The 23,108-nt window shown below is 75.4% G+C and carries 23 protein-coding genes; 14 read left to right on the top strand and 9 right to left on the bottom strand.

Translation table 11 applies throughout. The annotated features are described in order from the left end of the window. The first annotated feature begins 103 nt into the window (after window positions 1-103). Window positions 104-1,213, top strand: a complete 1,110-nt coding sequence (locus tag AB0D08_RS26855) for a CoA transferase (RefSeq protein WP_359892320.1) — start codon at window positions 104-106, stop codon at window positions 1,211-1,213. Between the two features lie 27 nt (window positions 1,214-1,240). On the opposite strand, the gene AB0D08_RS26850 is transcribed toward AB0D08_RS26855, so the two are convergent. Then, window positions 1,241-1,825 (bottom strand): TetR/AcrR family transcriptional regulator, encoded by a 585-nt coding sequence (locus AB0D08_RS26850; protein ID WP_033821833.1) that lies wholly within the window; start codon window positions 1,823-1,825, stop codon window positions 1,241-1,243. Between the two features lie 102 nt (window positions 1,826-1,927). Here AB0D08_RS26850 and AB0D08_RS26845 point away from each other — a divergent pair, with 102 nt between their 5' ends. The 5 genes from AB0D08_RS26845 to AB0D08_RS26825 all read left to right on the top strand — a co-directional run bounded on the left by AB0D08_RS26845 (window position 1,928) and on the right by AB0D08_RS26825 (window position 8,046). Next, complete coding sequence (locus tag AB0D08_RS26845; protein ID WP_033821834.1) at window positions 1,928-2,629, top strand: SDR family oxidoreductase; 702 nt, start codon at window positions 1,928-1,930, stop codon at window positions 2,627-2,629. A 141-nt stretch (window positions 2,630-2,770) separates the two neighbouring features. Next, the gene (locus tag AB0D08_RS26840; RefSeq protein WP_233289130.1) at window positions 2,771-3,799 is read left to right on the top strand and encodes a 2-dehydropantoate 2-reductase; all 1,029 of its coding nucleotides are present in this window, start codon (window positions 2,771-2,773) and stop codon (window positions 3,797-3,799) included. 159 nt (window positions 3,800-3,958) lie between these two features. Next, window positions 3,959-5,203 (top strand): cytochrome P450, cyclodipeptide synthase-associated, encoded by a 1,245-nt coding sequence (locus AB0D08_RS26835; protein ID WP_359892317.1) that lies wholly within the window; start codon window positions 3,959-3,961, stop codon window positions 5,201-5,203. 210 nt (window positions 5,204-5,413) lie between these two features. Then, the gene (locus AB0D08_RS26830; protein ID WP_051812992.1) at window positions 5,414-7,435 is read left to right on the top strand and encodes an AAA family ATPase; all 2,022 of its coding nucleotides are present in this window, start codon (window positions 5,414-5,416) and stop codon (window positions 7,433-7,435) included. Between the two features lie 122 nt (window positions 7,436-7,557). Beyond that, on the top strand, window positions 7,558-8,046 hold the full coding sequence (locus tag AB0D08_RS26825) for a glutathione peroxidase (RefSeq protein ID WP_033821837.1): 489 nt from the start codon (window positions 7,558-7,560) through the stop codon (window positions 8,044-8,046). Between the two features lie 80 nt (window positions 8,047-8,126). On the opposite strand, the gene AB0D08_RS26820 is transcribed toward AB0D08_RS26825, so the two are convergent. Then, window positions 8,127-8,771, bottom strand: coding sequence for an HNH endonuclease family protein (locus tag AB0D08_RS26820; protein WP_033821838.1), 645 nt, complete (start codon window positions 8,769-8,771; stop codon window positions 8,127-8,129). Window positions 8,772-9,107: 336 nt separating this feature from the next. Between AB0D08_RS26820 and AB0D08_RS26815 the strand changes: the two genes are divergently transcribed. Continuing rightward, window positions 9,108-11,156 carry an amino acid adenylation domain-containing protein gene (locus AB0D08_RS26815; protein WP_359892314.1) on the top strand — a complete coding sequence of 683 codons (2,049 nt, stop codon included), beginning with the start codon at window positions 9,108-9,110 and terminating at the stop codon, window positions 11,154-11,156. A 3-nt stretch (window positions 11,157-11,159) separates the two neighbouring features. Here the strand turns inward: AB0D08_RS26815 and AB0D08_RS26810 are convergent, their stop codons facing one another. Together AB0D08_RS26810 and AB0D08_RS26805 are read right to left on the bottom strand one after the other, a co-directional pair. Further along, complete coding sequence (locus AB0D08_RS26810) at window positions 11,160-12,473, bottom strand: hypothetical protein (RefSeq protein ID WP_359892311.1); 1,314 nt, start codon at window positions 12,471-12,473, stop codon at window positions 11,160-11,162. A 107-nt stretch (window positions 12,474-12,580) separates the two neighbouring features. Next, complete coding sequence (locus AB0D08_RS26805) at window positions 12,581-12,856, bottom strand: hypothetical protein (protein ID WP_359892308.1); 276 nt, start codon at window positions 12,854-12,856, stop codon at window positions 12,581-12,583. Window positions 12,857-13,016: 160 nt separating this feature from the next. Between AB0D08_RS26805 and AB0D08_RS26800 the strand changes: the two genes are divergently transcribed. From AB0D08_RS26800 to AB0D08_RS26790, 3 genes are all read left to right on the top strand, one after another. Then, complete coding sequence (locus AB0D08_RS26800; RefSeq protein WP_359892306.1) at window positions 13,017-13,628, top strand: hypothetical protein; 612 nt, start codon at window positions 13,017-13,019, stop codon at window positions 13,626-13,628. A gap of 79 nt (window positions 13,629-13,707) precedes the next feature. Continuing rightward, window positions 13,708-14,097, top strand: a complete 390-nt coding sequence (locus tag AB0D08_RS26795; RefSeq protein WP_359892304.1) for a YkvA family protein — start codon at window positions 13,708-13,710, stop codon at window positions 14,095-14,097. 110 nt (window positions 14,098-14,207) lie between these two features. Beyond that, a complete protein-coding gene (locus AB0D08_RS26790; protein WP_359892302.1) occupies window positions 14,208-15,488 on the top strand; it encodes a phosphodiester glycosidase family protein in 1,281 nt (426 codons plus the stop codon). Here AB0D08_RS26790 and AB0D08_RS26785 read toward each other — a convergent pair. Then, window positions 15,475-16,002, bottom strand: a complete 528-nt coding sequence (locus AB0D08_RS26785; RefSeq protein ID WP_033818848.1) for a GNAT family N-acetyltransferase — start codon at window positions 16,000-16,002, stop codon at window positions 15,475-15,477. The two genes, AB0D08_RS26790 and AB0D08_RS26785, sit on opposite strands and share 14 nt — an antisense overlap. Before the next feature lie 198 nt (window positions 16,003-16,200). Here AB0D08_RS26785 and AB0D08_RS26780 point away from each other — a divergent pair, with 198 nt between their 5' ends. The 3 genes from AB0D08_RS26780 (at window position 16,201) to AB0D08_RS26770 (ending at window position 18,632) form a co-directional block, all read left to right on the top strand. Beyond that, window positions 16,201-17,046 carry a lysozyme gene (locus AB0D08_RS26780; RefSeq protein WP_033818849.1) on the top strand — a complete coding sequence of 282 codons (846 nt, stop codon included), beginning with the start codon at window positions 16,201-16,203 and terminating at the stop codon, window positions 17,044-17,046. 63 nt (window positions 17,047-17,109) lie between these two features. Next, window positions 17,110-18,195: a hypothetical protein gene (locus AB0D08_RS26775; RefSeq protein WP_033818850.1), complete on the top strand. Its 1,086-nt coding sequence runs from the start codon at window positions 17,110-17,112 to the stop codon at window positions 18,193-18,195. Beyond that, window positions 18,195-18,632 (top strand): hypothetical protein, encoded by a 438-nt coding sequence (locus AB0D08_RS26770; protein WP_359892299.1) that lies wholly within the window; start codon window positions 18,195-18,197, stop codon window positions 18,630-18,632. The genes AB0D08_RS26775 and AB0D08_RS26770 overlap by 1 nt, the downstream gene beginning before the upstream one ends. Before the next feature lie 10 nt (window positions 18,633-18,642). Here AB0D08_RS26770 and AB0D08_RS26765 read toward each other — a convergent pair whose 3' ends face one another. From AB0D08_RS26765 to AB0D08_RS26750, 4 genes are all read right to left on the bottom strand, one after another. After that, entirely contained in the window at window positions 18,643-19,545 is a 903-nt protein-coding gene (locus AB0D08_RS26765; RefSeq protein WP_033818851.1) for a Gfo/Idh/MocA family oxidoreductase, read from the bottom strand. Between the two features lie 110 nt (window positions 19,546-19,655). Next, window positions 19,656-20,324, bottom strand: a complete 669-nt coding sequence (locus AB0D08_RS26760; RefSeq protein WP_033818852.1) for an O-methyltransferase — start codon at window positions 20,322-20,324, stop codon at window positions 19,656-19,658. Window positions 20,325-20,414: 90 nt separating this feature from the next. Continuing rightward, entirely contained in the window at window positions 20,415-21,101 is a 687-nt protein-coding gene (locus AB0D08_RS26755) for a DedA family protein (RefSeq protein ID WP_359892295.1), read from the bottom strand. A gap of 169 nt (window positions 21,102-21,270) precedes the next feature. After that, a complete protein-coding gene (locus AB0D08_RS26750; RefSeq protein ID WP_359892293.1) occupies window positions 21,271-22,173 on the bottom strand; it encodes an SMP-30/gluconolactonase/LRE family protein in 903 nt (300 codons plus the stop codon). A 110-nt stretch (window positions 22,174-22,283) separates the two neighbouring features. Between AB0D08_RS26750 and AB0D08_RS26745 the strand changes: the two genes are divergently transcribed. Continuing rightward, window positions 22,284-22,946 (top strand): hypothetical protein, encoded by a 663-nt coding sequence (locus tag AB0D08_RS26745; protein WP_082526308.1) that lies wholly within the window; start codon window positions 22,284-22,286, stop codon window positions 22,944-22,946. Window positions 22,947-23,108: the final 162 nt, after the last annotated feature.

Here is a 23,108-nt window from a genome sequence, read left to right as displayed (position 1 = left end):
CGGCCACCGCGGCGTGCCGCGCGGCTGCCTGGAATCCGCGCCGGTCCACCCGGGCACCAGCGGGGTACGCCTAGGCTCGAGCACGGAGAACGAGGAGGAGCGCATGACCGCTGGTGCCCTCGATGGCATCGTCGTCGCCGACTTCAGCCGGGTGCTGGCCGGCCCGTACGCCACCATGATGCTCGCGGACCTCGGCGCGGACGTGGTCAAGGTCGAACGGCCGGGGACCGGGGACGACACCCGGGCCTGGGGCCCGCCGTTCGACGCGGACGGGCAGGCGACGTACTTCAACGCCGTCAACCGCAACAAGCGTTCGGTGGTGCTCGACCTCCACGACGGCCGCGACCTGGGGCGCGCCCTCGACCTGGTGCGCGGCGCCGACGTCGTGGTGGAGAACTTCCGCGCCGGGACCATGGACCGGCTCGGACTCGGCTACCGGGACCTGCGGGCCGTACGGCCCGGCCTGGTCTACTGCTCGATCACCGGCTTCGGCTCCGGGGAGGGCGCCGCGCTGGCCGGCTACGACCTGCTGGTCCAGGCCGTCGGCGGGCTGATGAGCGTCACCGGGCCCGGTCCCGGCGAGCCGACCAAGGCCGGGGTCGCGCTGGTCGACGTCCTCACCGGGGTGCACGCGCTGGCCGGGATCCTGGCCGCGCTGCGCCACCGCGACCGGACCGGGCAGGGGCAGCTGGTCGAGGTCAACCTGCTGTCCACGCTGCTGTCCTCGCTGGTGAACCAGGCCTCCGGGTACCTCGGTGCGGGCGTGGTCCCCGGCATCCTCGGCAACCGCCACCCGAGCATCGCCCCGTACGAGGTGTTCCCGACGGCGGACCGCCCGCTGGTGCTGGCCGTCGGCAACGACCGGCAGTTCCGGGCGCTGGCGCAGGTGGTCGGCCGCGCCGAACTGGCCGACGACCCGCGCTTCGCGCACAACACCGACCGGGTCACCCACCGGACGGCGCTGGCAGCCGTACTGGCGGGGCGGCTCGCGATGCGCGGCGCGGACGAGTGGTTCGCGCTGTTCCGCGCGGCCGGGGTGCCGGCCGGCCCGATCAACGACGTGCGGGAGGCGTTCGGCCTCGCCACCGCCCTCGGACTGGAGCCCACCGTCGCGGTGCCGGGCAGCGCGGCGCCCCAGGTGGCCAACCCGATCACGATGTCCGTCACCCCGCCCCGCTACCACCGCGCCCCGCCGCGCCTCGGCGAGGGCTGAAGCCGGGCGCAGGCCGGGCCCCCGGGTTCAGGCCACGCCCGCCGCGTCCAGCAGGGCGTTCGCCGTGGTCACGGCCAGCCCGTCCAGCGGCTGCCCCTGGACGACCGCCCGGCTGCCCGCGCCGTCGAAGACGATGGTCAGCTGGCGGGCCAGAGTCTCGGGGTCGGCCGCGCCGCCCCGGGCGGCCTCGCGGTGGAAGAAGGCGGTCAGGGCGTCCTTGGAGCGGCGGGCGACCAGGCTGGCCGGGTGCCCCGGGTCCTTGAGCTCGACCGCCGTGGCGACGAAGGGGCAGCCCCGGTACTCCGGCGCGGCGGTCAGTGCCTCCAGGCGCTCGAACACGTGCAGCAGCCGGGCGCGCGGCGGCCGCGGGTCGTCCTGGTCGGGCAGGGTCAGCGCCAGGTAGGCGGGGCCGCGCCGCTCCAGGCTCGCCGCCAGGACCTCGTCCTTGCTGTCGAACAGCTGGTACATGGTGCGCTTGGACACCCCGGCCGCCCGGCACAGCGCGTCCACGCCGATGCCGACGCCCTCCCGGTAGAACAGGCCGGCCGCGGCATCCAGCAGGCGCTCCCGCGCGGACACCTGCACGCCCTTCACGCCTTCGTCGGTGGTCATGCATCCGAGGTTACGCGGACCCTTGCCGTTTGGAAACCGATCGGTATACCTTGGTGGAAATCGAGGAAACCGATCGGTTTCCGAATCTGAGGGAGAACGGTCATGACCACGATCGAAGGCGCGAACGTCCTGGTCACCGGCGGCAGCCGCGGCCTCGGCAAGGCCCTGGTGGAGGCGCTGTACGCCCGGGGCGCGAAGCAGGTCTACGCCACGGCCCGCGACCCGCGGACCGTCACCCACCCCGACGCCGTACCGCTGGCGATGGAGATCACCGACCCGGCGTCGGTCGCCGCCGCGGCCGAGCGGGCCCAGGACGTCACCATCCTGGTCAACAACGCCGCGGGGCTGGTCGGCGCGTCCTTCCTGGACTCCCCGGTCGAGGACGTCCGCCGGGAGTTCGAGGCCAACTTCTACGGCCCGCTGCACACCACCCGCGCGTTCGTCCCGATCATCGAGCGCAACGGCGGCGGCCACCTGCTCACCGTCCACTCCGTGCTCTCCTGGGTGGCGCTGTCCGGCTCCTACAGCGCGTCCAAGGCGGCCCTGTGGTCGCAGACCAACTCCCTGCGGCTGGACCTCAAGCCCCGCGGCATCAACGTCACCGGCCTGCACGTCGGCTACGTCGACACCGACATGGCCGCCGCCGTCGACGCACCCAAGTCCTCCCCGCACGCCGTCGCCGAGCAGGCACTCGACGGCATCGAGGCCGACGCCTACGAGGTCATCGCCGACGAGCTCACCCGCCGGGTCAAGTCCGGCCTCTCGGCCGACCTCGGTGCCCTCTACCCCCAGCTCGCCGGGTAGGGCGCGTTACGGGCCGGCGCCCGCCCGGGCGCCGACGTGGGTGCCGGGACGGGCCCGGGGCCGGGTGGCGGCGGGTATCTTTTCGGCAGCCCGCCGCTTCGATCCGCCTGTCCCGCCCCCGAGTCCATCCGGAGCAGCCTCGTGTCCACCTCCCATGCCCGGCCGCGGATAGCCGTGTTCGGCGCCGGATCCATCGGCTGCCATCTCGGCGGCATGCTCGCCGCGACCGCCGAGGTCACCCTGATCGGCCGGCCGGCCGCGATGGCCGCGATCGACGCCGAGGGGCTGACCCTCACCGGCCCGGGCCCGGCCCGCCGCGGGATCCGGGACCTGACCACCGCCACCGGCCCGGAGGCCGCGGCCGGCGCCGACTACGTCCTGGTCACGGTGAAGTCCGCGGACACCGCGGCCGCCGCCCGGGAACTCGCCCCGCACCTCGGCCCCGGCACCGTGGTGGTCAGCTTCCAGAACGGCCTGCACAACCCGGCGGTGCTCGCGGCGGCGCTGCCGTCCCACCGGGTGCTGGCCGGCATGGTGCCGTACAACGTGGTGCGGACCGGACCCGCCGCATTCCACCAGGGCAGTGGCGGGTCGCTGATGCTGGCGGCCGGGGAGGGCGCGGACGCGCTCGCCGGGGCGGCCCGGTCGGGCGGTCTGCTGCTGGAGCTGCGGCCGGACATGCCGGCCGTCCAGGCGGCGAAGCTGCTGCTGAACCTCAACAACGCGGTCAACGCGCTCTCCGGCCTGCCCCTGCGCGAGCAGGTCGGGCAGCGGGCTTACCGGCTGTGCGTGGCGCGCTGCCAGCGGGAGGCGTTGGCGGCGTTCCGGGCCGCCGGGGTGACGCCGGCCCGGCTCGGGCCGGTGCCGCCCGCGCTGATGCCACGGGTGCTGGGACTGCCCGACGCGTTGTTCCAGTTGCTGGCGGGGGCGAGTCTGCGGATCGACGCCACCGCCCGCTCCTCGATGTGGGAGGACCTCCAGCGCGGGCGGCCCACCGAGATCGACTCGCTCCAGGGCGAGATCGTCGCGCTCGCGGGACGCCACGCCCTCGGGGCCCCGGCCAACGCCCGTCTGATCGCCCTGGTCCGTGAGGCGGAGGCGGCGGCCCCCGGTACCGCCCCCGGCTGGGCCGGGTCCGCGCTCCTCGCCGAACTCACCTCGGCCCGCTGACACATCGGCCGGTTATAGTCCTGCGAACCGCTGTCGCGGGTGGGTCGCCGTCGAGCCGCCCGCCCGCTCCTCGCCGTCACTGAGGCACGCCCTGGGCCCCCACCGCCCGGGCGGCGCCCGGTGTCCTGCCCCCACCGCCCCCGAGAGGTCCGCCGGCCCGTGCCCGATCCCCGCTTCAGCGTCCTGTCCCCGGACTTCGCCACCGATCCCTACCGGTACTTCGGCCGGCTGCGGGACCGGTCGCCGGTGCACTACGAGCCCGCGCTCGACAGCTACTTCCTCTCCCGCCACCGCGATGTACGGCGGGTGCTGACGGATCATGACGCGTTCACCACCCGGACCCTCCAGGTGCGCGCCGAGCCGGTGATGCGCGGGCCGGTGCTCGCCCAGATGACCGGCGCCGAGCACACCGCTAAGCGGAAGATCGTCGTCCGGGGCTTCACCGGCCGGGCCCTGCAGGAGCAGGTCCGCGCGATCCGCTCCATCGCCGCCGAGCTCGTCGCGCCGTTCCTTCCCGTGGGCCGGATGGACCTCGTCGAGGACTTCGGCAAGCCGTTCGCCGTCCAGGTGACGCTCGAGGTCCTCGGGCTGGACCGGCGGGACTGGCAGCGGGTCGCCGCCTGGCTGGGCGGGGTCGGCGAGTTCATCACCAGCATGGTGCTCACGCCCGAACGCCGTCGCCACTGCCTGGACTGCGCCGAGCAGTTGGAGGCCTACATCGCCCCGGTCATCGAGGAGCGGCGGCGCCGTCCCGGCGAGGACCTGATCTCGATGCTGTGCACGGCCGAGTTCGACGGCATCGCCATGAGCGACCGCGAGATCACCGCGCTGGTCATCAACGTCCTGATCGCCGCCGTCGAACCCGCCGACAAGACCCTCGCCCTCCTGCTCAAGCACCTGATCGACCACCCGGAACAGCTGGCCCGGGTCCGCCGGGACCCGGCTCTGCTGCCCGCGGCCATCGCCGAGACGCTGCGCCTCACCCCGCCCGTCCAGCTCATCCCCCGTCAGGCGGAGGCGGATGCGGTGTTCGCGGGCACCGTCGTACCGGCGGGCGCCACCGTGTTCTGCATGATCGGCGCGGCCAACCGGGACCCCGGGGCCTTCACCGACCCGGACACCTTCGACCTCCACCGCGCGGATCTGGGCACCGCCCGTTCCTTCACCGCCGCCGCCCAGCACCTGTCCTTCGGCGCCGGGCTGCACCAGTGCGTCGGCGCGGCCTTCGCCCGCGCGGAGATCGAGACCGTGGCCGAGCTGCTGCTCCCGCTGCTCGACCGGGTCCGCTTCGGCCCCGGCTTCCGGTACCGGGAGAGCGGCCTGTACACCCGCGGTCCGGTGTCCCTCGCCCTGGACTTCACCCCCGTGCGCGAGGCCGCGGTCGGCGGCCCGGCGGCCGGCTGAGGCCCGGTCCGGGGTTCCGGAGATATCGAAAAGCCAGATATACCGGGTATGTTGGGCCGGGCCCTGACATCGGCCGGGCCGGCCGGATCGGGGCGGCGGAGCGGCGGGCCGGACCATTCGGGTACGGACCGCCGGGTACCGATCGCCGCCGGGGCCGCAGGAACAGCCGGAGGTCTTCGTCCGGTGCGGGGCATGGGGAGGGGAGCCGTCATGGTGTCCGTCGGAGAGCGGCTGAGCACCGCGCGCGTACAGGCTTTCATCGGGCGGGACGAGCAGCTCGGGCGGTTCGCCGAGGCGCTGGCCGACGATCCGCGGGCGCCGTTCGCCTTCTACGTGTTCGGGCCGGGCGGGATCGGGAAGTCGACGCTGCTGCGGCGGCTGGCCGACCACGCGAGGGCGGCGGGCCGGCTCCTGGTCGAGCTCGACGGGCGTTTCGTCGGCCGGGACCCGGCCGACTTCGAGCGGGCGGCGGCCGCCTTCCTTGACGTGCCCGGCACGGTGCTGTTCGTGGACTCCTTCGAGCACTGCCAGTGGCTGGAGAGCTGGTTGTGGCACCACTTCCTGCCGCGGGCAGCGGACGGCGCGCTGGTCGTCCTGGGCGGGCGGCTCGCGCCGCAGCCGCAGTGGACCGCCGACCCGGCCTGGGCCGGCCTGCTGCACGTGACCGAGCTCGAGCCGTTCACCGAGCAGCAGGCCAGGAGTCTGCTGGCCGCGGCGGCGATCGGGCCCGAGCTGCGGGAGTTGGTGCTCCGCTTCGCGGGCGGCAACCCGCTGGCGCTGTCGCTCGCGGCGGCGGCGGGCTGGACGGGCTGGAACCGGGAGGAGATCTGGGCGCCGTCGGCCGACGTGCTGCGGACCCTGCTGGTGGGGCTGATCGGGGAGGTGCCCTCGGCGGCCCACCGCCGTGCGCTGGAGGTGGCCGCGCAGGCCTACTCGACCTCCGAGGAGCTGCTCGCGGCGGTGCTGCCGGAGGTGGACGCCCATCTGCTGTTCGCGTGGCTGCGGGACCTGCCGTTCATGGAGTCCACCCACCGGGGGCTGCACCCGCACGACGCCGCCCGCGAGACGCTGGCCGCCGACCTGCGCTGGCGGGCCCCCAACGCCTTCGTGAACATGCGCCGCCGGCTGGCGGAGGAGTATCTGCGCCTGCTGCGCGACGCGCCCGAGGAGCGCGTCTGGACCGTCACCGACGAGCTCTTCTACCTCTTCCGGGACGGGGAGATCGTGGCCCGGCTGCGCACCTGGTCCCGTGAGGACGAGGTGCACGACCGCCCGCTGCACCCGGACGACCTCGACACCGTGCTGCGGATGGCGACGGAGACCGAGGGCCCGGCCTCCGCGGCCGTGGTCCGCTACTGGGCCGAGCGCCAGCCGCAGGCCTTCAGCGTCTACCGGCTGGTCACCACCGGCCGGATCGTGGCGTTCACGGCCCGCCTGGCGCTGCCGTCCCCGCCGGACCCCGATGACCTGGCCGCCGACCCCGTGGTGGCCGCCGCCTGGGAGTACGCCGCCGCGACCGCCCCGGTCGGGCCGGGCGAGCACATCGGGGTCAGCCGCTTCACGGTCTACCCCGAGCGGTACCAGGTGCCCTCCCGGGTGATCGACCTGAGCAGTTCCCGGGCCCAGGCGGAGTCCGCCCGGGCCCGTGGCCGCGCCTTCGGCTTCGCCGTCTGGCGGGACGCCGACGCCTGGGCCGCACGGGTCAAGGGCAGCCTCACCGACACCGGCGCGCGGCCGCAGGTCGGTGAGTACACGTACGGGCTGTTCGCGGTCGACTGGCGGCTGGTACCGGTCGAGACCTGGCTGCGCCACTTCATCGCGGCCACCGAGGTGCCGGTCCCGGCCGGGCCGTCCGGCAGCTCCCGCACCGATTTCGACCAGGCCGTCCGGGAGGCCCTGGCGCACTGGCGCGACCCGGGCGCCTTCGCCGCCTGCGCGCTGATGCGCGCCCGGATCGCGGCCGACCTCGACGACCCGGCCGGGGAGCTGCGCGCCCTGCTGCGCCGGGCGGTCGACGACCTCGCCCGTGACCCGCGCGGGGTCCGGGCCCGCGACGCCCTGTCGGCGAGCTACTTCTCCGGTGCGCCCACCCAGGAGGCCGCCGCCCGGCGCCTCGGCCTGCCGTACGGCACCTACCGGCGGCACCTGCGGCAGGGCCTCGACCTGCTCTGCGAGGCGCTGTGGCAGCGCGAGCTGTTCGGCGACCCGGACGAGCGGACGCCCGCGCTCTGAGCGGGGCCGCCGCCTGCACCGGGACGGCCGGGCGGGAACGACGGCCGGGCGGGAACACCGGGGCCGCCGCGTAGGTTGTGAGCTGCTGGAACGTTCCGCACCCCCGACCGAAGGATCCGACCTTGAGCCTCTACGACATCCCGCTGCGCACCCTGGCCGGCGAGCCGGCGTCCCTCGCCGACTACAAGGGCAAGGCCCTGCTGCTGGTGAACGTGGCGTCGAAGTGCGGCCTCACCCCGCAGTACGCCGGTCTGGAGCGGCTGCACGAGCGCTACGCCGACCGCGGCTTCGCGGTGCTCGGCTTCCCGTGCAACCAGTTCGGCGGCCAGGAGCCGGGCACCGAGGAGGAGATCCAGACCTTCTGCTCGATGACCTACGGGGTGACCTTCCCGCTGTTCGAGAAGCTGGACGTGAACGGTGAGGACCGCCACCCGCTGTTCGCCCGGCTGACGCAGACGCCGGACGCCGAGGGCGCCGCCGGGGACGTGCAGTGGAACTTCGAGAAGTTCCTGGTCTCGGCGGACGGCACGGTGGCCGGCCGGTTCCGGCCGCGGACCGAGCCGGAGGCGGAGGAGCTGATCGCGGCGATCGAGGCGCAGCTGACGGCCTGACCCGGCCGCCGTGCTCGCTTCGGCACCCGCCCCTTCCGCCGGACGGCCGGCGGGAGGGGCGGAGCGCTGTGCGCGGGTGGTCAGCAGCCGCCCAGCAGCGAGGTGAGGGTGGACTTCTCGGCGCTGTCGACGCTGAGGCCGTAGTAGTACTTCACCTGGACCCAGGCGCGGGCGTAGGTGCAGCGGTAGGAGGCCTGGGGCAGCCAGGTGGTGGGGTCCTGGTCGCCCTTGGAGCGGTTGGAGCTCGCGGAGACGGCGATCAGCTGGGGGCGGGTGAGGTCGTTGGCGAACGCCTGGCGCTGGGCGGTGGTCCAGGCCCAGGCGCCGGAGCGCCAGGCCTCGGCGAGCGGGACCAGGTGGTCGATGTCGAAGCTGGAGGCGTTGGTGGTGGTGGCGCCGTCGTAGGCGGAGGTCCAGCTGCCGCTGACGGCGGCGCAGGAGGAGTCGGTGCTGACGCCGCTGCCGTCCCGCTTGATGACCGTCTCGCGGGTGTTGCAGGTGCCGGAGATGGTGATCCAGTGCGGGAACAGCGCCCGGTCGTAGGTCGAGGTGTGGGACTCGGCGGTGACGGTGAGCGCGGCCAGGTAGCTCTTCGCGGTGGCGGTGGAGACCGGGGTGGGGAGGGCGGCCTCGGCGGTGCCGGTGCCGGTGAGCAGCGCGGCGGCGGCGAGCAGGGCGGTGGCCGCGGCGGCGGCTGCGCGGCGGAGCGGGCGGTTCGCGGGCATGCGGACTCCTGGGGGCGGGGAGGCGGGGACAGCGTCCGTACGGATGGGTGTTCGGACGGTCAACCAGCCTGGCGCGCACCAGGTTTACGCGGGTAGACCCGGGAGGTGAACAGTTCCCGCCGGGTCTGCGGAGCCGCTGTGCCCGCCCTGTGCGCCCGCGTTGCGCAGGTGCGGTGGCCGGTCCGGCGCCCACCGTGCCGCCACAGGTCCCGAACCGGTGACAGGTGTGCAACTACCGGACGACCGGCGGGCGTCACAGGGAAGTACTGGCTGCACACTGTCAGTGGGGGCGGGCAGGATCGGCGTGGTCCTGCCGACGCAGGGAGGGGATGCGCGATGACGACGGCACAGGTACACACCGTCCACGGGCTGTTCGAGGAGCAGGCCCGCCGGACTCCAGGGGCACAGGCCGTGGTGTGCGGCGCCGAGCAGCTCACGTACGGCGAACTCGACGCCCGGGCCAACCGGTTGGCGCACCGGCTGGTGGCGCTCGGGCTGGGCCCGGAGCGGCCCGCGGCGGTGGCGCTGGGGCGGGGGCCCGAGCTGCTGACGGCGGTGCTGGCGGTGCTGAAGGCGGGCGGCGCCTACGTGCCGCTGGAGCCGACCGGCCCGGATGCGGTGATCCGTCATGTCCTGGCGGACGCCGACCCGGTGGTCGTGGTGAGTGACGAGGTGCACCGGGTCCGGCTGGCGGACGCCACCGCCCGGCCGGTGCTCTGTCTGGACACCGAGGCCGACGCGCTGGCCGCGCTGCCGTCCACGGCGCCGGACGTCCGGGTCCGGGACGCGGACGTGGCCTGCGTGTTCTACACCTCGGGCTCGACCGGGGTCTCCAAGGGCGCGCAGATCGAGCACCGCAACCTGCTGCACGCGTACCGGGGTTGGCAGGAGGTGTACCGGCTGACCGACGCCGACCGGATCCTGCAGACGGCCACCCTGGAGTTCGACGTCTTCACCGCGGACTGGCTCCGCGCGCTCGGCACCGGTGCCACCCTGGTGATGGCCAGGCGCAACTTCACCCTGGACCGCACGGCCGAACTGCGGGAGCTGCACGAGCTGGTGATCGGCGAGCGGATCACCGTGATGGAGGTCAACGTCCACCTGCTGCGCCGGCTGTTCGCCCATCTCCAGCCGCTCGGGCTGGAGCTTGGATCGGTGCGGCTGCTGTCGGTGGGCGCCGAGAAGTGGTACCTGGACGAGCAGTTGCGGATCCAGCGCTACCTCGGCCCGGACGTGCGGCACATCAACGTCTACGGTGTCGCCGAGGCCGCGGTGGACAGCACCTACTTCGACCCGGCCACCCTGGCGGACCCGCCGGAGCACCCGGAGCGGCTCTCCCTGATCGGCGTCCCATTCCCGGGCAACCGGGTGCACCTGCTGGACCCGCAGGGCGTCCCGGTGGCTCCCGGCGAGTGCGGCGAGATCTGTCTGTCCGGTCCCGGCGTCGGCCGCGGCTACCTCAACCAGCCGAAGCTGACCGCCGAACGGTTCTTCGCCGACCCGGCCCGCCCGGACCTGCGGCTCTACCGCACCGGTGACCTCGGGCGGCTGCGCCCGGACGGCATCCTGGAGTTCGTCAGCCGCGACCTCGGCCCGGAGACGGCCGCCGCCGTCCGGGTCGAGACGCTGCTGCGCGGGCACCCGGACGTCCGCGAGTGCGCGGTCGCCACGGTCGACCTGGAGCCGGCCCGGGAGCCGGCCCTGGTCGCGTACGTGGTCGCGGACCCCGGCCGGGCGCCCGACGCCTGGGCGCTCCGCAGCCACCTGGCCGAACGGCTGCCCGCCGACGCGCTGCCGGACGCGGTGGTACCGCTGCCCGGCCTGCCCCGCACCCGGGCGGGCAAGCTCGACCGGGCCGCGCTGCCGCTGCCCGCGCCGCGGACCGAACCGGCCCCGTCCGGCAAGTCGGGGCGGCAGCCCTCGGGCGGCAAGGGCGCGGCGGGGGTGTGGGCCGACGGGGACAACACCCCCGGGGTGTGGGCCGGCCTGGTGGTGCTCTTCACCGTGCTCGCCCGGCTGTCCACCAGCACCTTCTGGCCGGGGTCGACCGATCTGCGGCTGGTCCCGCAGCCGTGGGCCACCGTGTTCCAGCTGCTGTACTGGGCCGAGTCGCTGGGCGCCGGACTCGGCCTCGCCTTCCTGCTCCTGGGCGGGCCGGCGCTGGCCCGGTTCGGCCGGCCCCGCGGCCTGACCGTCCTGACCCGGCTGGCCGTGTTCTGGCTGCTGGCCTCCTGGTGGCCGCAGGACAACTTCTACCGGACCACCGACCCGCGGAACTGGTCCACCCAGGGCACCCTGGTGGTGCTGTTCAACATCGCGCTGATCGCCTCGGCCGCGGTGGTGGTGCGCTTCCTCGTCCGGCAGGCGCCCCGGCCGGGCCGCTGACGCTCACCGGGCGGTGAGCGGGTCGAAGGGGTCGCCGAGGGCCAGGTTCGCGGCCCGGGCGACCGCCTCCGCCGCGTCCAGCGCGTCCGGGTCGGTCGCGGCGAGGGCCACGCCCACCGTCGGCTGCGCCTCGAAGCCGGCCGTGGGGATGGTCGGCAGCAGGGTGGCGCCGAACCGGGCGCAGCGCCGGGCGAGCGCCTCCAGGTGGGCGAGCAGCGCCTGTTGGCCGAGCCGGGCGCCGAGCGGGAGCCGGTCGATGGTGCGGACCAGGTGGCCGGGGCCGCGGACGGCGTCCAGCCGGGCCTGGATCATGAACGCCACGGCGGGCCCGGTGAGCCGTACGTTGGTCTCGGTCGGGGCGAGGCGTCCGGCCGGGTCGGTGACGAAGTCGACGTCGTACCAGCCCCGGTGGCCGGCCGCGGCAAGCTCCCGTCCGACCGCGACGCCGAACGGGACGGCGGCGCCGGCCAGCCGGGCGGGTACGCTGCCCGGCCCGACGGTCGCGCCGGCGTAGGCGGTGTCCTCGACCCGCATCAGGGCGACACCGACCGGGTGGACGGTGCCGTCCTCGGTGATCAGGCCGTCGAAGCTCGGGTGGCGCAGCCGGCCGCCGCCCTCGACGTACTCCTCGACCAGCAGGCCTTCGCGGGACGGCAGGACCTGGTCGTCGGCCAGCCGGCGCAGCAGGTTCCGGGCGCCTCCGGCGGCGGCGATCCGTCCGGGGGTCAGGACGGCGGTGCCGAACCCGCCGACGCCGTGCCGGGCCTTGAGGACGGTGGTCCGACCGGCGCGGGCCCGTTCGTCGACGACCCCGGCCAGTGCGCGGGGGGAGTCCACCGCCAGCTGTGCGGGCACCCGGATGCCGGGGTGGCCGGGTGCGAGGCGGGTGAACAGGGCGTGCGAGGCGTCCTTGGCCTCGTAGCGGCGGACGGCCGCGACGCCCGTTCCGGTCCCCTCGGTGGCGCCCCAGTGCCGGACGGGCAGCGCGAGCGCGTCGAGCCGGCGGCGCAGTTCGGGGCGGGCGGCGAGGGCGGGACCGATCAGCCGGCCATCCTCGGCGAGGCCGCTGTGCACCTCGACCTCGGACCAGTCGAGTATCCGATCGAGTCGGCGGACCCACTCCGGCTCGACCTGGTGCGGCAGCACCAGCACGGCCGGGTGGGGGCTGTAGAAGGCGGCGAGGCAGGAGTAGTGGTGGCCGTGCCGGGTGCTGTCGTCCGACGCGGGGACGAACTGGGCGTTGAAGTCGGCGACGTTCCCGATGTGCACGGCCCTGCGGCCGCCGGTCCAGGCCTCGGCCCACGCTGCGGTACCCATCCGCCGAGACTACGGCCCCGCCCGGGCGGGCGGGGCCGGTTGGGCGGGGCAGCCGGTCGGGCGGGGCCGGTCGGGGCGGGGCTCCCCGAACGGTTTCTGACCGTGGGTCAGGCCTCGCCGGGGTGCCAGGCGGGCCACTCCCAGGGACGGTCCTCCCACTGCACCAGCAGCGGGTCGTGCGGGTCGAGGTCCGGGAAGTGGTGCTTGATCTCCGGTTCGAACTCCTCGGGCGCCAGCGGCTTCCAGCCGATGCCCTCGAAGCGGACCAGCCGGTAGCGGCTGTCGGTCCGGAACTCGGCGATCTCGACCAGCGGCTTCACCCTCCGGCTGGGGTCGTCCATGGTGTGCTCCCTGTGTGCGGCGCGCTCCGTGAGGTTCTCCATCCCGCCAGGATCGCCGCGGGGCCGGGCCGGCGCACTCCGTGCCTCGGCCGGGTGGACGCATCGCGCGGGCCGTTCCGCAACCGCCGGTCCGTCGTTGGGCACGGCGGGCCGGTGCCCCGGGCCGCACGGGCCGGACGGCCGGACGGCGTGGAGGGATCGCGTGGAAGAGCAGTGGCAGCCGCCCTGGCAGTACTCCTGGGAGCAGCAGCCCGGCGGGCCGGCCGGGCCGCCGGTCGCACCGCCCGCACCCCGGGCGCCGGCGGCCGGGCCCGCGCGGCCGCGTGCCCAGCGGGTGGCGCGGGTGGCGGTGCTGCTCGGGGGTGCGATGGTGCTGGGCGGGCTGCTGGCCACCTGCGGGCCGCTGGCCGAGGAGTCCACCGGCACGCTGGTCGGCGGCACCTCCACCGCCGGGCCCGGTCCGACGCCGCTCGCCCCGCCGCCGGTGCCCGGTACGCCCTCCCCCGGGCAGTCCGGCACGTCCGGCCCCGCCGGCGCGACCCCCGTGGCCGACGACGAGGTACAGCGCTCGACGGCGTCCGGCGGCCCGGCCGGCGGGGCGCCGGCCGCGTCCCCGCCGTCGCCCTCGGCCCGCCGGACGGGCGCGGCCCGGCCGTCCGCCTCGACGCAGCGGCCGCCGGGCGCCGCGGTGCGGCCGCAGCCGAGTCCGCCACTGATCTCCGGCCTGGCGATCTGCGCCGAGGCGGAACGGCTCGGCCAGTGGAAGCCCGGCTCCCAGCAGGCCCAGGTCTGCCGCGGCCTGTACGGCGGCTGAGCCCTGCCGGCGCCCGCCGGTCCCGTACCGTGAGGGACGGGCCGCCGGTGGTCGGGCCCGTACGCGGGAGGAGACCGTGATGGGCGCAGGGGTACCGGCGAAGGGCCGGGCCGGGCGGGGTGTGCGGGGGCTGGACGGCGCGGCCGTCGGCCGCTCGGCGTGGGGGCTGTACCGCGAGACCCGGCGGCCCGGAGCGCCCGGACCGGGCGCCCGGGTCGCTGCGCTGCCGCGGCTGGTCGGGGACGTGCTGCTGCGCCGCTACCCCGGCGTGGGGCCGGGGAAGCTGGTGGGCCTCGGCCTGCTGGTCGGGCTGTACCTGGTGAGCCCGCTCGACGCGGTGCCGGACGTCTTCCCGGTGGTCGGCTGGAGTGACGACACCGCCGTGCTGGTGTGGTTCCTGGCCGGGCTGACCAGGGAGTCCGGACGCTACGTGGAGTGGCGCCGCGCTCCGGGGCCGGACCCGGTCTGAGCCGCGCCCGGCCCGGGCGGCCCGGGCGGGCCGGTCCGTACGGGTGGACGCCGGGATGCGGGCGGTGAGCTTGCCGGGCCGGCCGGGCCGGGGCCCGCACAGTGTGCCGCATGAGGCAGCCCGCCGGCCGCGCCGCGGCCACCGGTACCGCGATCGTCCGTGCCCGGATCGCCACCGCGCTGGCGGTCTGCGCACTGGTCGCGGGGCCGGGTCTGCCCGCCGGGCCGGCCGCTGCCGCGGACGGGGCGGTGGAGCGGCTCGCCCCCGGCGTGGAGTACCGCGCGTTCACCGTGCCGACCGCGCACGGCGGTGCCCGGGTGCACCTGGTGACGGCCGACCTGCGCCGCACCGGCGTACGGGCGGGCCTGCTGTACCAGGGGGTGGTGGCGGCGCGCGAGCGGGTCTCCCGGATGGCCGAGGCGCAGGGCGCCCTGGCGGCGGTCAACGGCGACTTCTTCGACATCAGCGAGGCCGAGCACCCCGGGATCCCGGCGACCGGCGCACCGTCGGGGCCGGTGGTGGCGGACGGCCGGGCGCTGAAGGCGGCGGTGCCGCCGGGTCAGCGGTTCGGTGTGCCGTCGCTGCCCGGGGACAGCGAGCGGGAGGTGGTCGGCGTGGGCGTCGACGGGGTGGCCCGCACGGCGCGGCTGGTCCTGCGGGGGCAGGTGCGGACCCCGGCGGGGAGCAGTCCGCTGCGCGGTCTGAACCAGTACGCGCTGGCGGCCGGTTCGATCGGCGCGTTCACCGCGGACTGGGGCGGGGCCTCGCGGGCGCGCGCCGCCTGCGGCACGGACACCGACCGCGGCGGCCCCTGCACCGGCGACACCTGGGAGCTGACGGTCCGCCACGGCCGGGTGGCGGCCGCCTCCGCGACGGCCGGGAGCGGCCCGGTTCCACCGGGGGACCTGGTGCTGTTCGGGCGGGAGGAGGGGGCGCAGGCGCTGCGCGGGGCCGCCGTGGGCACCCCGGTCGGGGTGGACTACCGGCTGGTGGCCGACTCGGGCCGCCCGTTCTCCTCCGCCCTCGGCGCGCACCGGCTGCTGGCGGGCGGGCGGCCGCTGCCGGGGCTGGACCGGGAGGTGGCCGAGCCGCGCACGGCCGTCGGCCTGGCCCGGGGCGGCCGGGTCCTGCGGCTGCTGGCGACGGACGGCCGGGAGCACGCCTCCAGCGGGCTGACCCTCGGCGAACTCGCCGACCTGCTCGCCTCGTCGGGCTGCGAGGAGGGCGTCTACCTGGACGGCGGCGGCTCGTCCACGCTGGTCACCCGCGACCCGGGAAGCGGGCGGGTGGCCGTCCGCAACCGGCTCGACCAGGGCTTCGAACGCGCGGTCGCCAACGGTCTCGCGATCTTCCCCGGCCGGCCGGGCGCGCCGGCCGTCACAGGGCCTTGACCAGCCGTTCGAACCGCAGGTCGGGGCGGAGCGGGACGCCGAAGCGCTCGTCGCCGTACGGGAAGGGCGAGAACTCTCCGGTGCGCTCGAAGCCGCGCCGCTCGTACCAGGCGATCAGGTCGGCCCGCTGCTCGATCACCGTCATCTCCAGCCGGGCCGCGCCCCACTGCTCACGGGCCAGCCGCTCGGCGTGGGCCAGCACCTCGCGGCCGAGGCCGCCGCCCTGCCGCTCGGGCCGGACCGAGAACATCCCGAAGTAGGCGGCGCCCCCGCGGCGCTCCAGGTGGCAGCAGGCCAGCAGGTCACCGGCCCGCTCGGCCAGCAGCACCAGCGAGCCCTCGCGGGCGAGCACGGCGGCGAGCGACTCGGCGTCGGTGCGGCGGCCCTCCAGCAGGTCGGCCTCGGTGGTCCAGCCGGCCCGGCTGGCCTCGCCACGGTAGGCGGACTCGATGAGCGCCACCAGGGCGGGGACGTCCGCGGGACCCGCGGTCCGGAAGGTCAGATCGTTCGCCACGCCCGTACTCCTTCGTTCGGTCGTCGGCCCCGAGGGCACCCGCCGCCATGGTGCCACAGGCCTCCGCGTGCCCGTGGCGGTTCGCCGGACCGGCCCCTGGTGCTGCTGTCGGGTGCATGACTATCCTGCTCGCGGCACGGCCATGCACCCCCCACGCCCCTCCCCTGCCCCGCCGTGCCCGGTCGAAGGGAGTGCTCCATGCGAGTCCGCGCCTTACCGCCCACCGGCGGTCGAACGCTCCGCCGCACCGCCACCGCCCTGGCCTGCGCCGCCGTCCTGCTCGGCGCGGCCGGCGCCCCCGCGCAGGCCGCCGGCCGGCCCCGGCCCCCGCTCCACCCCGAGCTCGACCACGCCGGTTCCACCGTGGCGGCCCACGAGGGCGGGGCCACCGGCTCCCCCGCCCCGGAACTGACCGTCACCCAGACCCCCGGGCTGGACGTCTCCAGCTGGCAGGGCAGCGTCGCCTGGAGCACCGCCGCCGCCGACGGCGCCCGGTTCGCCTACGTCAAGGCCACCGAAGGCACCACCTACCTCAACCCGTACTTCGCGCAGCAGTACAACGGCTCGTACGGCGCCGGGCTGATCCGCGGCGCCTACCACTTCGCGCTGCCCGACGTCTCCTCCGGCGCCGCCCAGGCGACCTGGTTCACCGCCCACGGCGGCGGCTGGTCCCGCGACGGCCGGACCCTGCCGCCCGCGCTCGACATCGAGTACAACCCGTACGGCGCCACCTGCTACGGCCTCGGCCAGGGCGCGATGGTCAGCTGGATCCGCGACTTCAGCACCACCGTGCACACCCGCACCGGCCGCTACCCCGTCATCTACACCACCACCGACTGGTGGAAGACCTGCACCGGCAACAACGCCTCCTTCGGCGCCACCAACCCGCTCTGGCTGGCCCGCTACAGCAGCACCCCCGGCACCCTGCCGGCCGGCTGGTCGTACCGGACGATCTGGCAGTACGCCGACTCCGGCACCTTCCCCGGCGACCAGAACCTCTTCAACGGCGCCTACGACCGGCTCCAGGCACTCGCCAACGGCTGACCACGCCCGACCGCACCGGGGCCCCTGCGCGGGTCGGCGGGGGCCCCGGGACACAATGACCGCATGAGGATGATCATCACCCTGGCCGGGCTGGCGCTGCTCGGGCTCACCATCGCCAGCATCCTGCGCACCCTGGTGGTCCCCCGCGGCCTCTACTCGATCCTGGTGAACCGGCTCTGGGCGGTCCTGCGGACCGTCCTGCGGCTCGCGGCGGCTCCCTTCGGCTACCGCACGCTCGACCGGGTCCAGACCTGGCTCGCCCCGCTGATACTGGTCTGCACCCTCGGCACCTGGCTGCTCGGCACCCTGGCCGCCTACACCCTGCTGCTGTACGGCACCTCAGGTCTGAGCTGGAGCGTCTCCTTCCGGGAGGCCGGCTCCAGCCTCTTCACCCTCGGCTTCGCCAGCAACGACCGGCTGCGCCTGTCCGCTCTCGACTTCCTCGCCGCCGCCACCGGCCCGCTGATCATCGCGCTGCTGATCGGCTACCTGCCGACCCTGTACGGCGCGTACAACCGGCGGGAGGTGGAGGTGACCCTGCTGCAGACCAGGGCCGGCGAACCCGCCTGGGGACCGGAGCTGCTGGCCCGGCAGGCCCTGGTCGGCACCGAGACCGCGCTGCCCGAGCTGTACCGCAGCTGGGAGCGGCTGGCCGCGGACATCGGCGAGGGCCACTCCAACTACCCCGTGCTGCTCTCCTTCCGCTCCCCGCAGCCCAACCGCAACTGGGTGGTCGGCCTGCTCGCCGTCCTGGACGCCGCCGCGATGCAGCTCGCGCTGAGCCCGCGCAGCGCGCCACCGGAGGCGCGGCTGGTGCTGCGCGCCGGGTTCACCGCGATGCGCGACATCGCCGATGCCCTGCGCATCCCGTACGACCCCGACCCCGAGCCGGACGGCCCGATCCGGCTCAGCTACGCCGAGTTCGACGCGGCGGTGGCGATGGTCACCGCGTCCGGGTTCCCGGCCGAGCGCGCCACCGTCGACGCCTGGCCGCAGTTCCAGGGCTGGCGGGTCAACTACGAGGCGATCGGCTACGAACTCGCCCGCCGCAGCGACGCCGTCCCCTCCCTGTGGACCGGCCCCCGCGACTTCCCGTCCGCCCCGATCCCCCCGACCCGCCCGGCCGACCGCCGCCCCAAGACCGGCTGATGATCGATCACGGCGTTGCCCTGCCGCACCACCGCCTCCACGTCGTGCCCGCGGTCGTGGCACTGGCCGGCCCGTCGTGGCAGCGCGAGGTATGGCTGGACCCGGCCCGGTTCGAGGACCTCGACCACACCGTCCACGTGCTCTTCGACGACTTCTGCGATGCCACCGATCCCGCGCCGTGGCTGGGACAGACCCTCCGCACCCAGGAGGAGGTCGAACTGACCGCACACCTCGGCGCCGCCTACTCCGCGGTGCAGGACTCGCTCGGCGCCGACGCCCCGGACCACGCGTTCCTGGACGCCCCGGGCTGGTCCGCCGTGGTCACGGCGGCAGCCCGGCTGGCCCAGGTGCTGGTGGCCAACGACCACCGGGCCCTGGCCGGGCTGCACGACGCCGGCCACCACTGGCCGCCCGGCACCGGGCCGGCCCGCGGGTGAGCACCGGGCACTAGAGCTCCAGGCCCGCGCCCGTCGCCAGGGAGCGGTCGGCGGCGGCGAGGATCTCGCTGACCCGTGCGCCGAAGGCCGCGTCGCAGGCGTGCGCCGGGCCGCCCGCCGCCGCGCTGTGCAGGGCGTCCAGCGCGCGGGCGTACGCCTCGGCCGGGCCCTCGCTCCGGCCCGGCATCCGGGTCAGGCCGGCGGCGCCGCGCAGCTCCAGGGACACCCCGTCCACCGCCGCCGCGGGCGGGGTGGTCAGGCTCAGCGTGAGGGTGGAGCTGGCGCCCCCGGCGTGCCGCAGCACCAGGTGGACGGTGTCACCCGGGCCGCCGGCCGCGGTCACGTGCACGACGTCGCCGAGGACCGGCAGCAGCATCGACAGCGCGTGCGGGCCGACGTCCCAGAGGGCGCCGTTCTCCTTGCGCCAGGGCGAGGCCGCGTACGGGCTGTCCGGCGAGGTGAAGACGGCCCCCAGCCACTCGCAGCGGGCCGTGAACCAGTCCGCCTCGGCGGCCTGCGCGGTGAGCCAGATGGCCTGGTCGGCGTTGAAGCGCAGCGTGAAGAACACCACCGAGGCGAGTCCGAGCCGCTCGGTGGTCTCGGCCAGCCGACGGGCGACGGCCGGGTCCAAGGCGACCGGCTTGTCCAGCAGCAGGTGCCGCCCGGCCTCCGCCGCCCGGATCGCCAGCTCGCCCTGGACGGACGGCGGCAGCGCCACCGCCACCGCGTCGACCTCGGCGAACAGCGTGTCCAGGTCCTCGTACACCGGTACGCCGTGCGCACCGGCCAGCGCGGCCGCCGCCTCCGGCCGACGGCCCCAGACCCCGGCGAACTCCGTCCCCGGGTGCGCGGCGAGCGCCGGCGCGTGGACCCGCTGCGCCCACGGTCCCGTACCGAGCAGTCCTACCCTCATCGCGTTCCTGCCCTCATCTCGGTGGCTGTCCTCGTCGCGGTGATGTCTCATCCCGGCGGTGTCTCATCCCGGCGGTGTCTCGTCCCGGGCCCGGCGGTCGGCTCCCGGGCTCAGCTCTCGACCCGGATCAGGGTGAAGCCGTCGTAGCCCTTGACGCCGACGGTCTGCACCGAGGTGGCGGAGACCCGCGGCTCGGCGGCGATCAGGTCGTGCAGCGTGCGGACGCCGCGCACGGCCGGATCGGTGGAGTCCGGATCGGCGACCTCGCCGCCGCGCACCACGTTGTCGACCACGATCAGGGCGCCGGGGCGGGTGAGCCTGAGCGCCCACTCGAAGTAGACCGGGTTGCTGGGCTTGTCGGCGTCCACGAATACGAAGTCGAACGGCTCGACGCCCTGGTCGGCGAGGCGGGCGAGGGAGTCGGCGGCCCGGCCGACGATGACCTCGGTCCGGTCGGCGAGCCCGGCCCGCTCGAGGTTGGCCTCGGCCACTGCGGCGTGCGCCGGGTCGATCTCCAGGGTGACCAGCCGGCCGTCGGCGGGCAGCGCCCGGCCCAGCCAGATGGTGCTGTAGCCGCCGAGGGTGCCGATCTCCAGGATCCGCCGGGCGCCCCGGGTGACGGCGAGCAGCTGGAGCAGCTTGCCCTGGTTGGGTGCCACGTTGATGTGCGGCAGGCCCGCGGCGTCGGCCGCGGCGAGCGCCCCGTCGAGCACCTCGTCCGCGCCGATCAGCACCTCGCTGAAGTAGTCGTCGACTGCGGTCCACTGCTGCTGGCCCACGGCGGGCCTCCTCGTCGCTCGGTGGTCACGTGCGCACGTACGTCGGGCCCCGGAACCCGTCCGCGGCCCCTCCTTCAGTGGCGGGTGGGCTCAGTCCGCGACCGGCGCGACCGGCGCGGCCTCGACCGCCTCGACCGGGGTGCCGCTCTTGCCGCCGGACACCTCGGGGTGGCCGGCCCGGGCCTTGGCCGCCCGGCGCTTCATCAGCCAGGCCGAACCGGCCCCGACCAGGACGGCCGCCACCAGCCCGATCCAGGAGAAGCTCTTCAGCCACTTCTCGGCGACCTTGCCGACCTGGTAGACCAGCAGCGTGGTGCCGCCGGCCCAGACCACGCCGCCGAGCACGTTGGCGGTCAGGAACCGCCAGTACGGCATCCGCAGGGCACCCGCCAGCGGCCCGGCGAAGATCCGCAGCAGAGCGATGAAGCGGCCGAAGAACACCGCCCACATGCCCCACTTCTGGAACGAGCGCTCGGCGCTCTCCAGATGGTCCGGGCCGAAGTGCTTGGGGAACTTCCGTCCCAGCCGCTCGAACAGCGGCTTGCCGCCCTTGCGTCCGATCGAGTAGCCGATCGAGTCGCCGATGATCGCGCCCAGGATCGCGCAGATCGCCACCCCCCACGGGCTGACGTGGCCCTGCGCCGCCAGCAGCGCGGCGGAGACCAGTGCGATCTCGCCGGGCAGCGGGATCCCGAGGCTCTCCAGTCCGATGATCAGACCGACGATGGCGTACACCGCGGCGGGCGACACACCGTCGATCCACTGGTCGATGTGCAAGACGGACTACCTCCGTGGGCGTGGTGCAACAGCTGCCGTGACACCGGTAACGGCCCCACGCGTGCGGATACGGCGAGGCTCCCCCTGTCAGGGCAGCCTAACCGGTCCGCCCCTCGCCACCTGCAACGCGCCGGTCCGGGCGCCGGTTCCCGGGGTCCCGTCGGACCGGTCACCCGGGCGCGCCGGCCGGCCCCTGGGCGCGCGGCGCCGGGGCACGCGGCGCGGGGGCACGCGGCGCGGGGGCACGCGGCGCGGGAGCGGGCACCGCCAGCAGCCGCCCGCTCCGGGTACCGTCGACCGCGCCCGGCCACTCGGCCGCCGTCACGTACAGGGTCCGGCCGTCCTCACCGCCCACGGCGCAGGAGAAGCAGCCGAGCTCCGACTCGACCCGGGCCAGCACCTCGCCGCCCTCCCGGACCCGCACGCACGCGCGGTTCGGCACGTCCGCGTACCAGAGCGCACCCTCGGCGTCGAGGCAGATGCCGTCGGGGGCGGAGCCCTCCACCGCGGCCCACACCCGGCGGTCGGCCAGGCTCCCGTCGGGCTCGATCCGGAACGCGGTGAGCCGGCCGGCGTACGACTCGGCGACGATCAGCGTCGAACCGTCGGGCGTCACCGCCATCCCGTTGGGGAACGCCAGGTCCCCGGCCACCCGGCGGACCGCGCCGTCCGGGGTGACCAGGGCGAGCAGGCCCGGCGCGGGCGCCTCCCCGGCCATCAGGTCGAAGCCGACGCCGTTGACGTAGGCGTTGCCGCGGCCGTCGGCCACCACCTCGTTCCACGGGCGGTCACTCAGCGGACCGAGGTCGGCATGGGTCACCGGCGGGCCGTCCCCGTCCCGGCGCAGCAGCCGCCGGCCGCTCCCGTCGACGATCAGCAGCCGCCCGTCCGGCAGCCAGTCGATGCAGAACGGGAACGCCGGGACCCGCAGCACCACCTCGGGCCCGGCGCCGTCCGGGCCGACCGCGATCAGCTCCTGCGCACCCCAGTCGCACAGCCACAGCCGCCCGTCGTGCCAGCGGGGCGACTCACCGAGGACGAGACCGGTCAGCAGGGTGCGGGGCTCGGACACGGCAGGACTCCTCGGGCCGGGCGGGCGGGACGGGCGGATCGGCCGCCCTCCCATTGGACGACGCCCGCCCTGCCGGCCCACTGTCCGACACGGCTGCCACACTGCCGGGCATGGATCCGAACATGCACGGCGAAGCCCTGGTCGAGCGGGTGGTGGCGGCGGTCCGCCGCGACGGCTGGCAGTCCTGCGACGAACCGATGCCCGCCGACCCCGTCCCGCTGCCGCCCGAGCTCATAGACGCCCTCCGGCTGCCCGGCGGCCGGCCGCTGCCGCCCAGCCTGCGGCGCTGGCTGGCCTACGACTCGGCCTGGCTCTCCGCCCTGGGGTGGTACCCGGACCCGGCGGCGCCCGCCCTGGACGGCCGCGCCCTGTCGGACACCACCGACCTGCTTTACGGCTTCGACGGCGCCGAGGCGGTCTGGTCGCAGATGTTCACCGAGTTCGAGACGCTGCTGCCGGGCCGCTGCTTCCCGCTGGCCGGCGGCAGCGACTCCCGGCGGCTGCTCTACGTGGGCGAGCCGGACTCGCTGGGCGAGTACCCGGTGCTGGTCACCGACATCGACGACCTGCCGTACGTGGCCGTGATGTACCCGGGCCTGGACGTCTACCTCGCCCACCAGGCCGGCGTGCTCGACCTCGACCTCGACACCTACACCGACCTGACCGAGCACCCCGAGTACGGGCCGCGGATGCTCGAGCACGCGGAGCGGACCGGCCTGGGACCGGAGGGGCTGGAGATCCAGGACCTCTACGCCGATCAGGACTTCGGCTGATCCGGGGCGCGGCCGGGCGGGCCGGCCGCGTCACCGGGCGTTGAAGGTCACCGGGCGTTGAAGTAGGTGGCCTCGGGGTGGTGGATCACGATCGCGTCGGTGGACTGCTCCGGGTGGAGCTGGAACTCCTCGGAGAGCACCACCCCGATCCGCTCCGGCCGC

This window comes from Kitasatospora sp. NPDC048540, assembly GCF_040651175.1.
Lineage (GTDB): Bacteria > Actinomycetota > Actinomycetes > Streptomycetales > Streptomycetaceae > Kitasatospora.
Note: the sequence above shows the minus strand (reverse complement) of the source record. Positions and strands in the feature narration are given on the sequence as shown.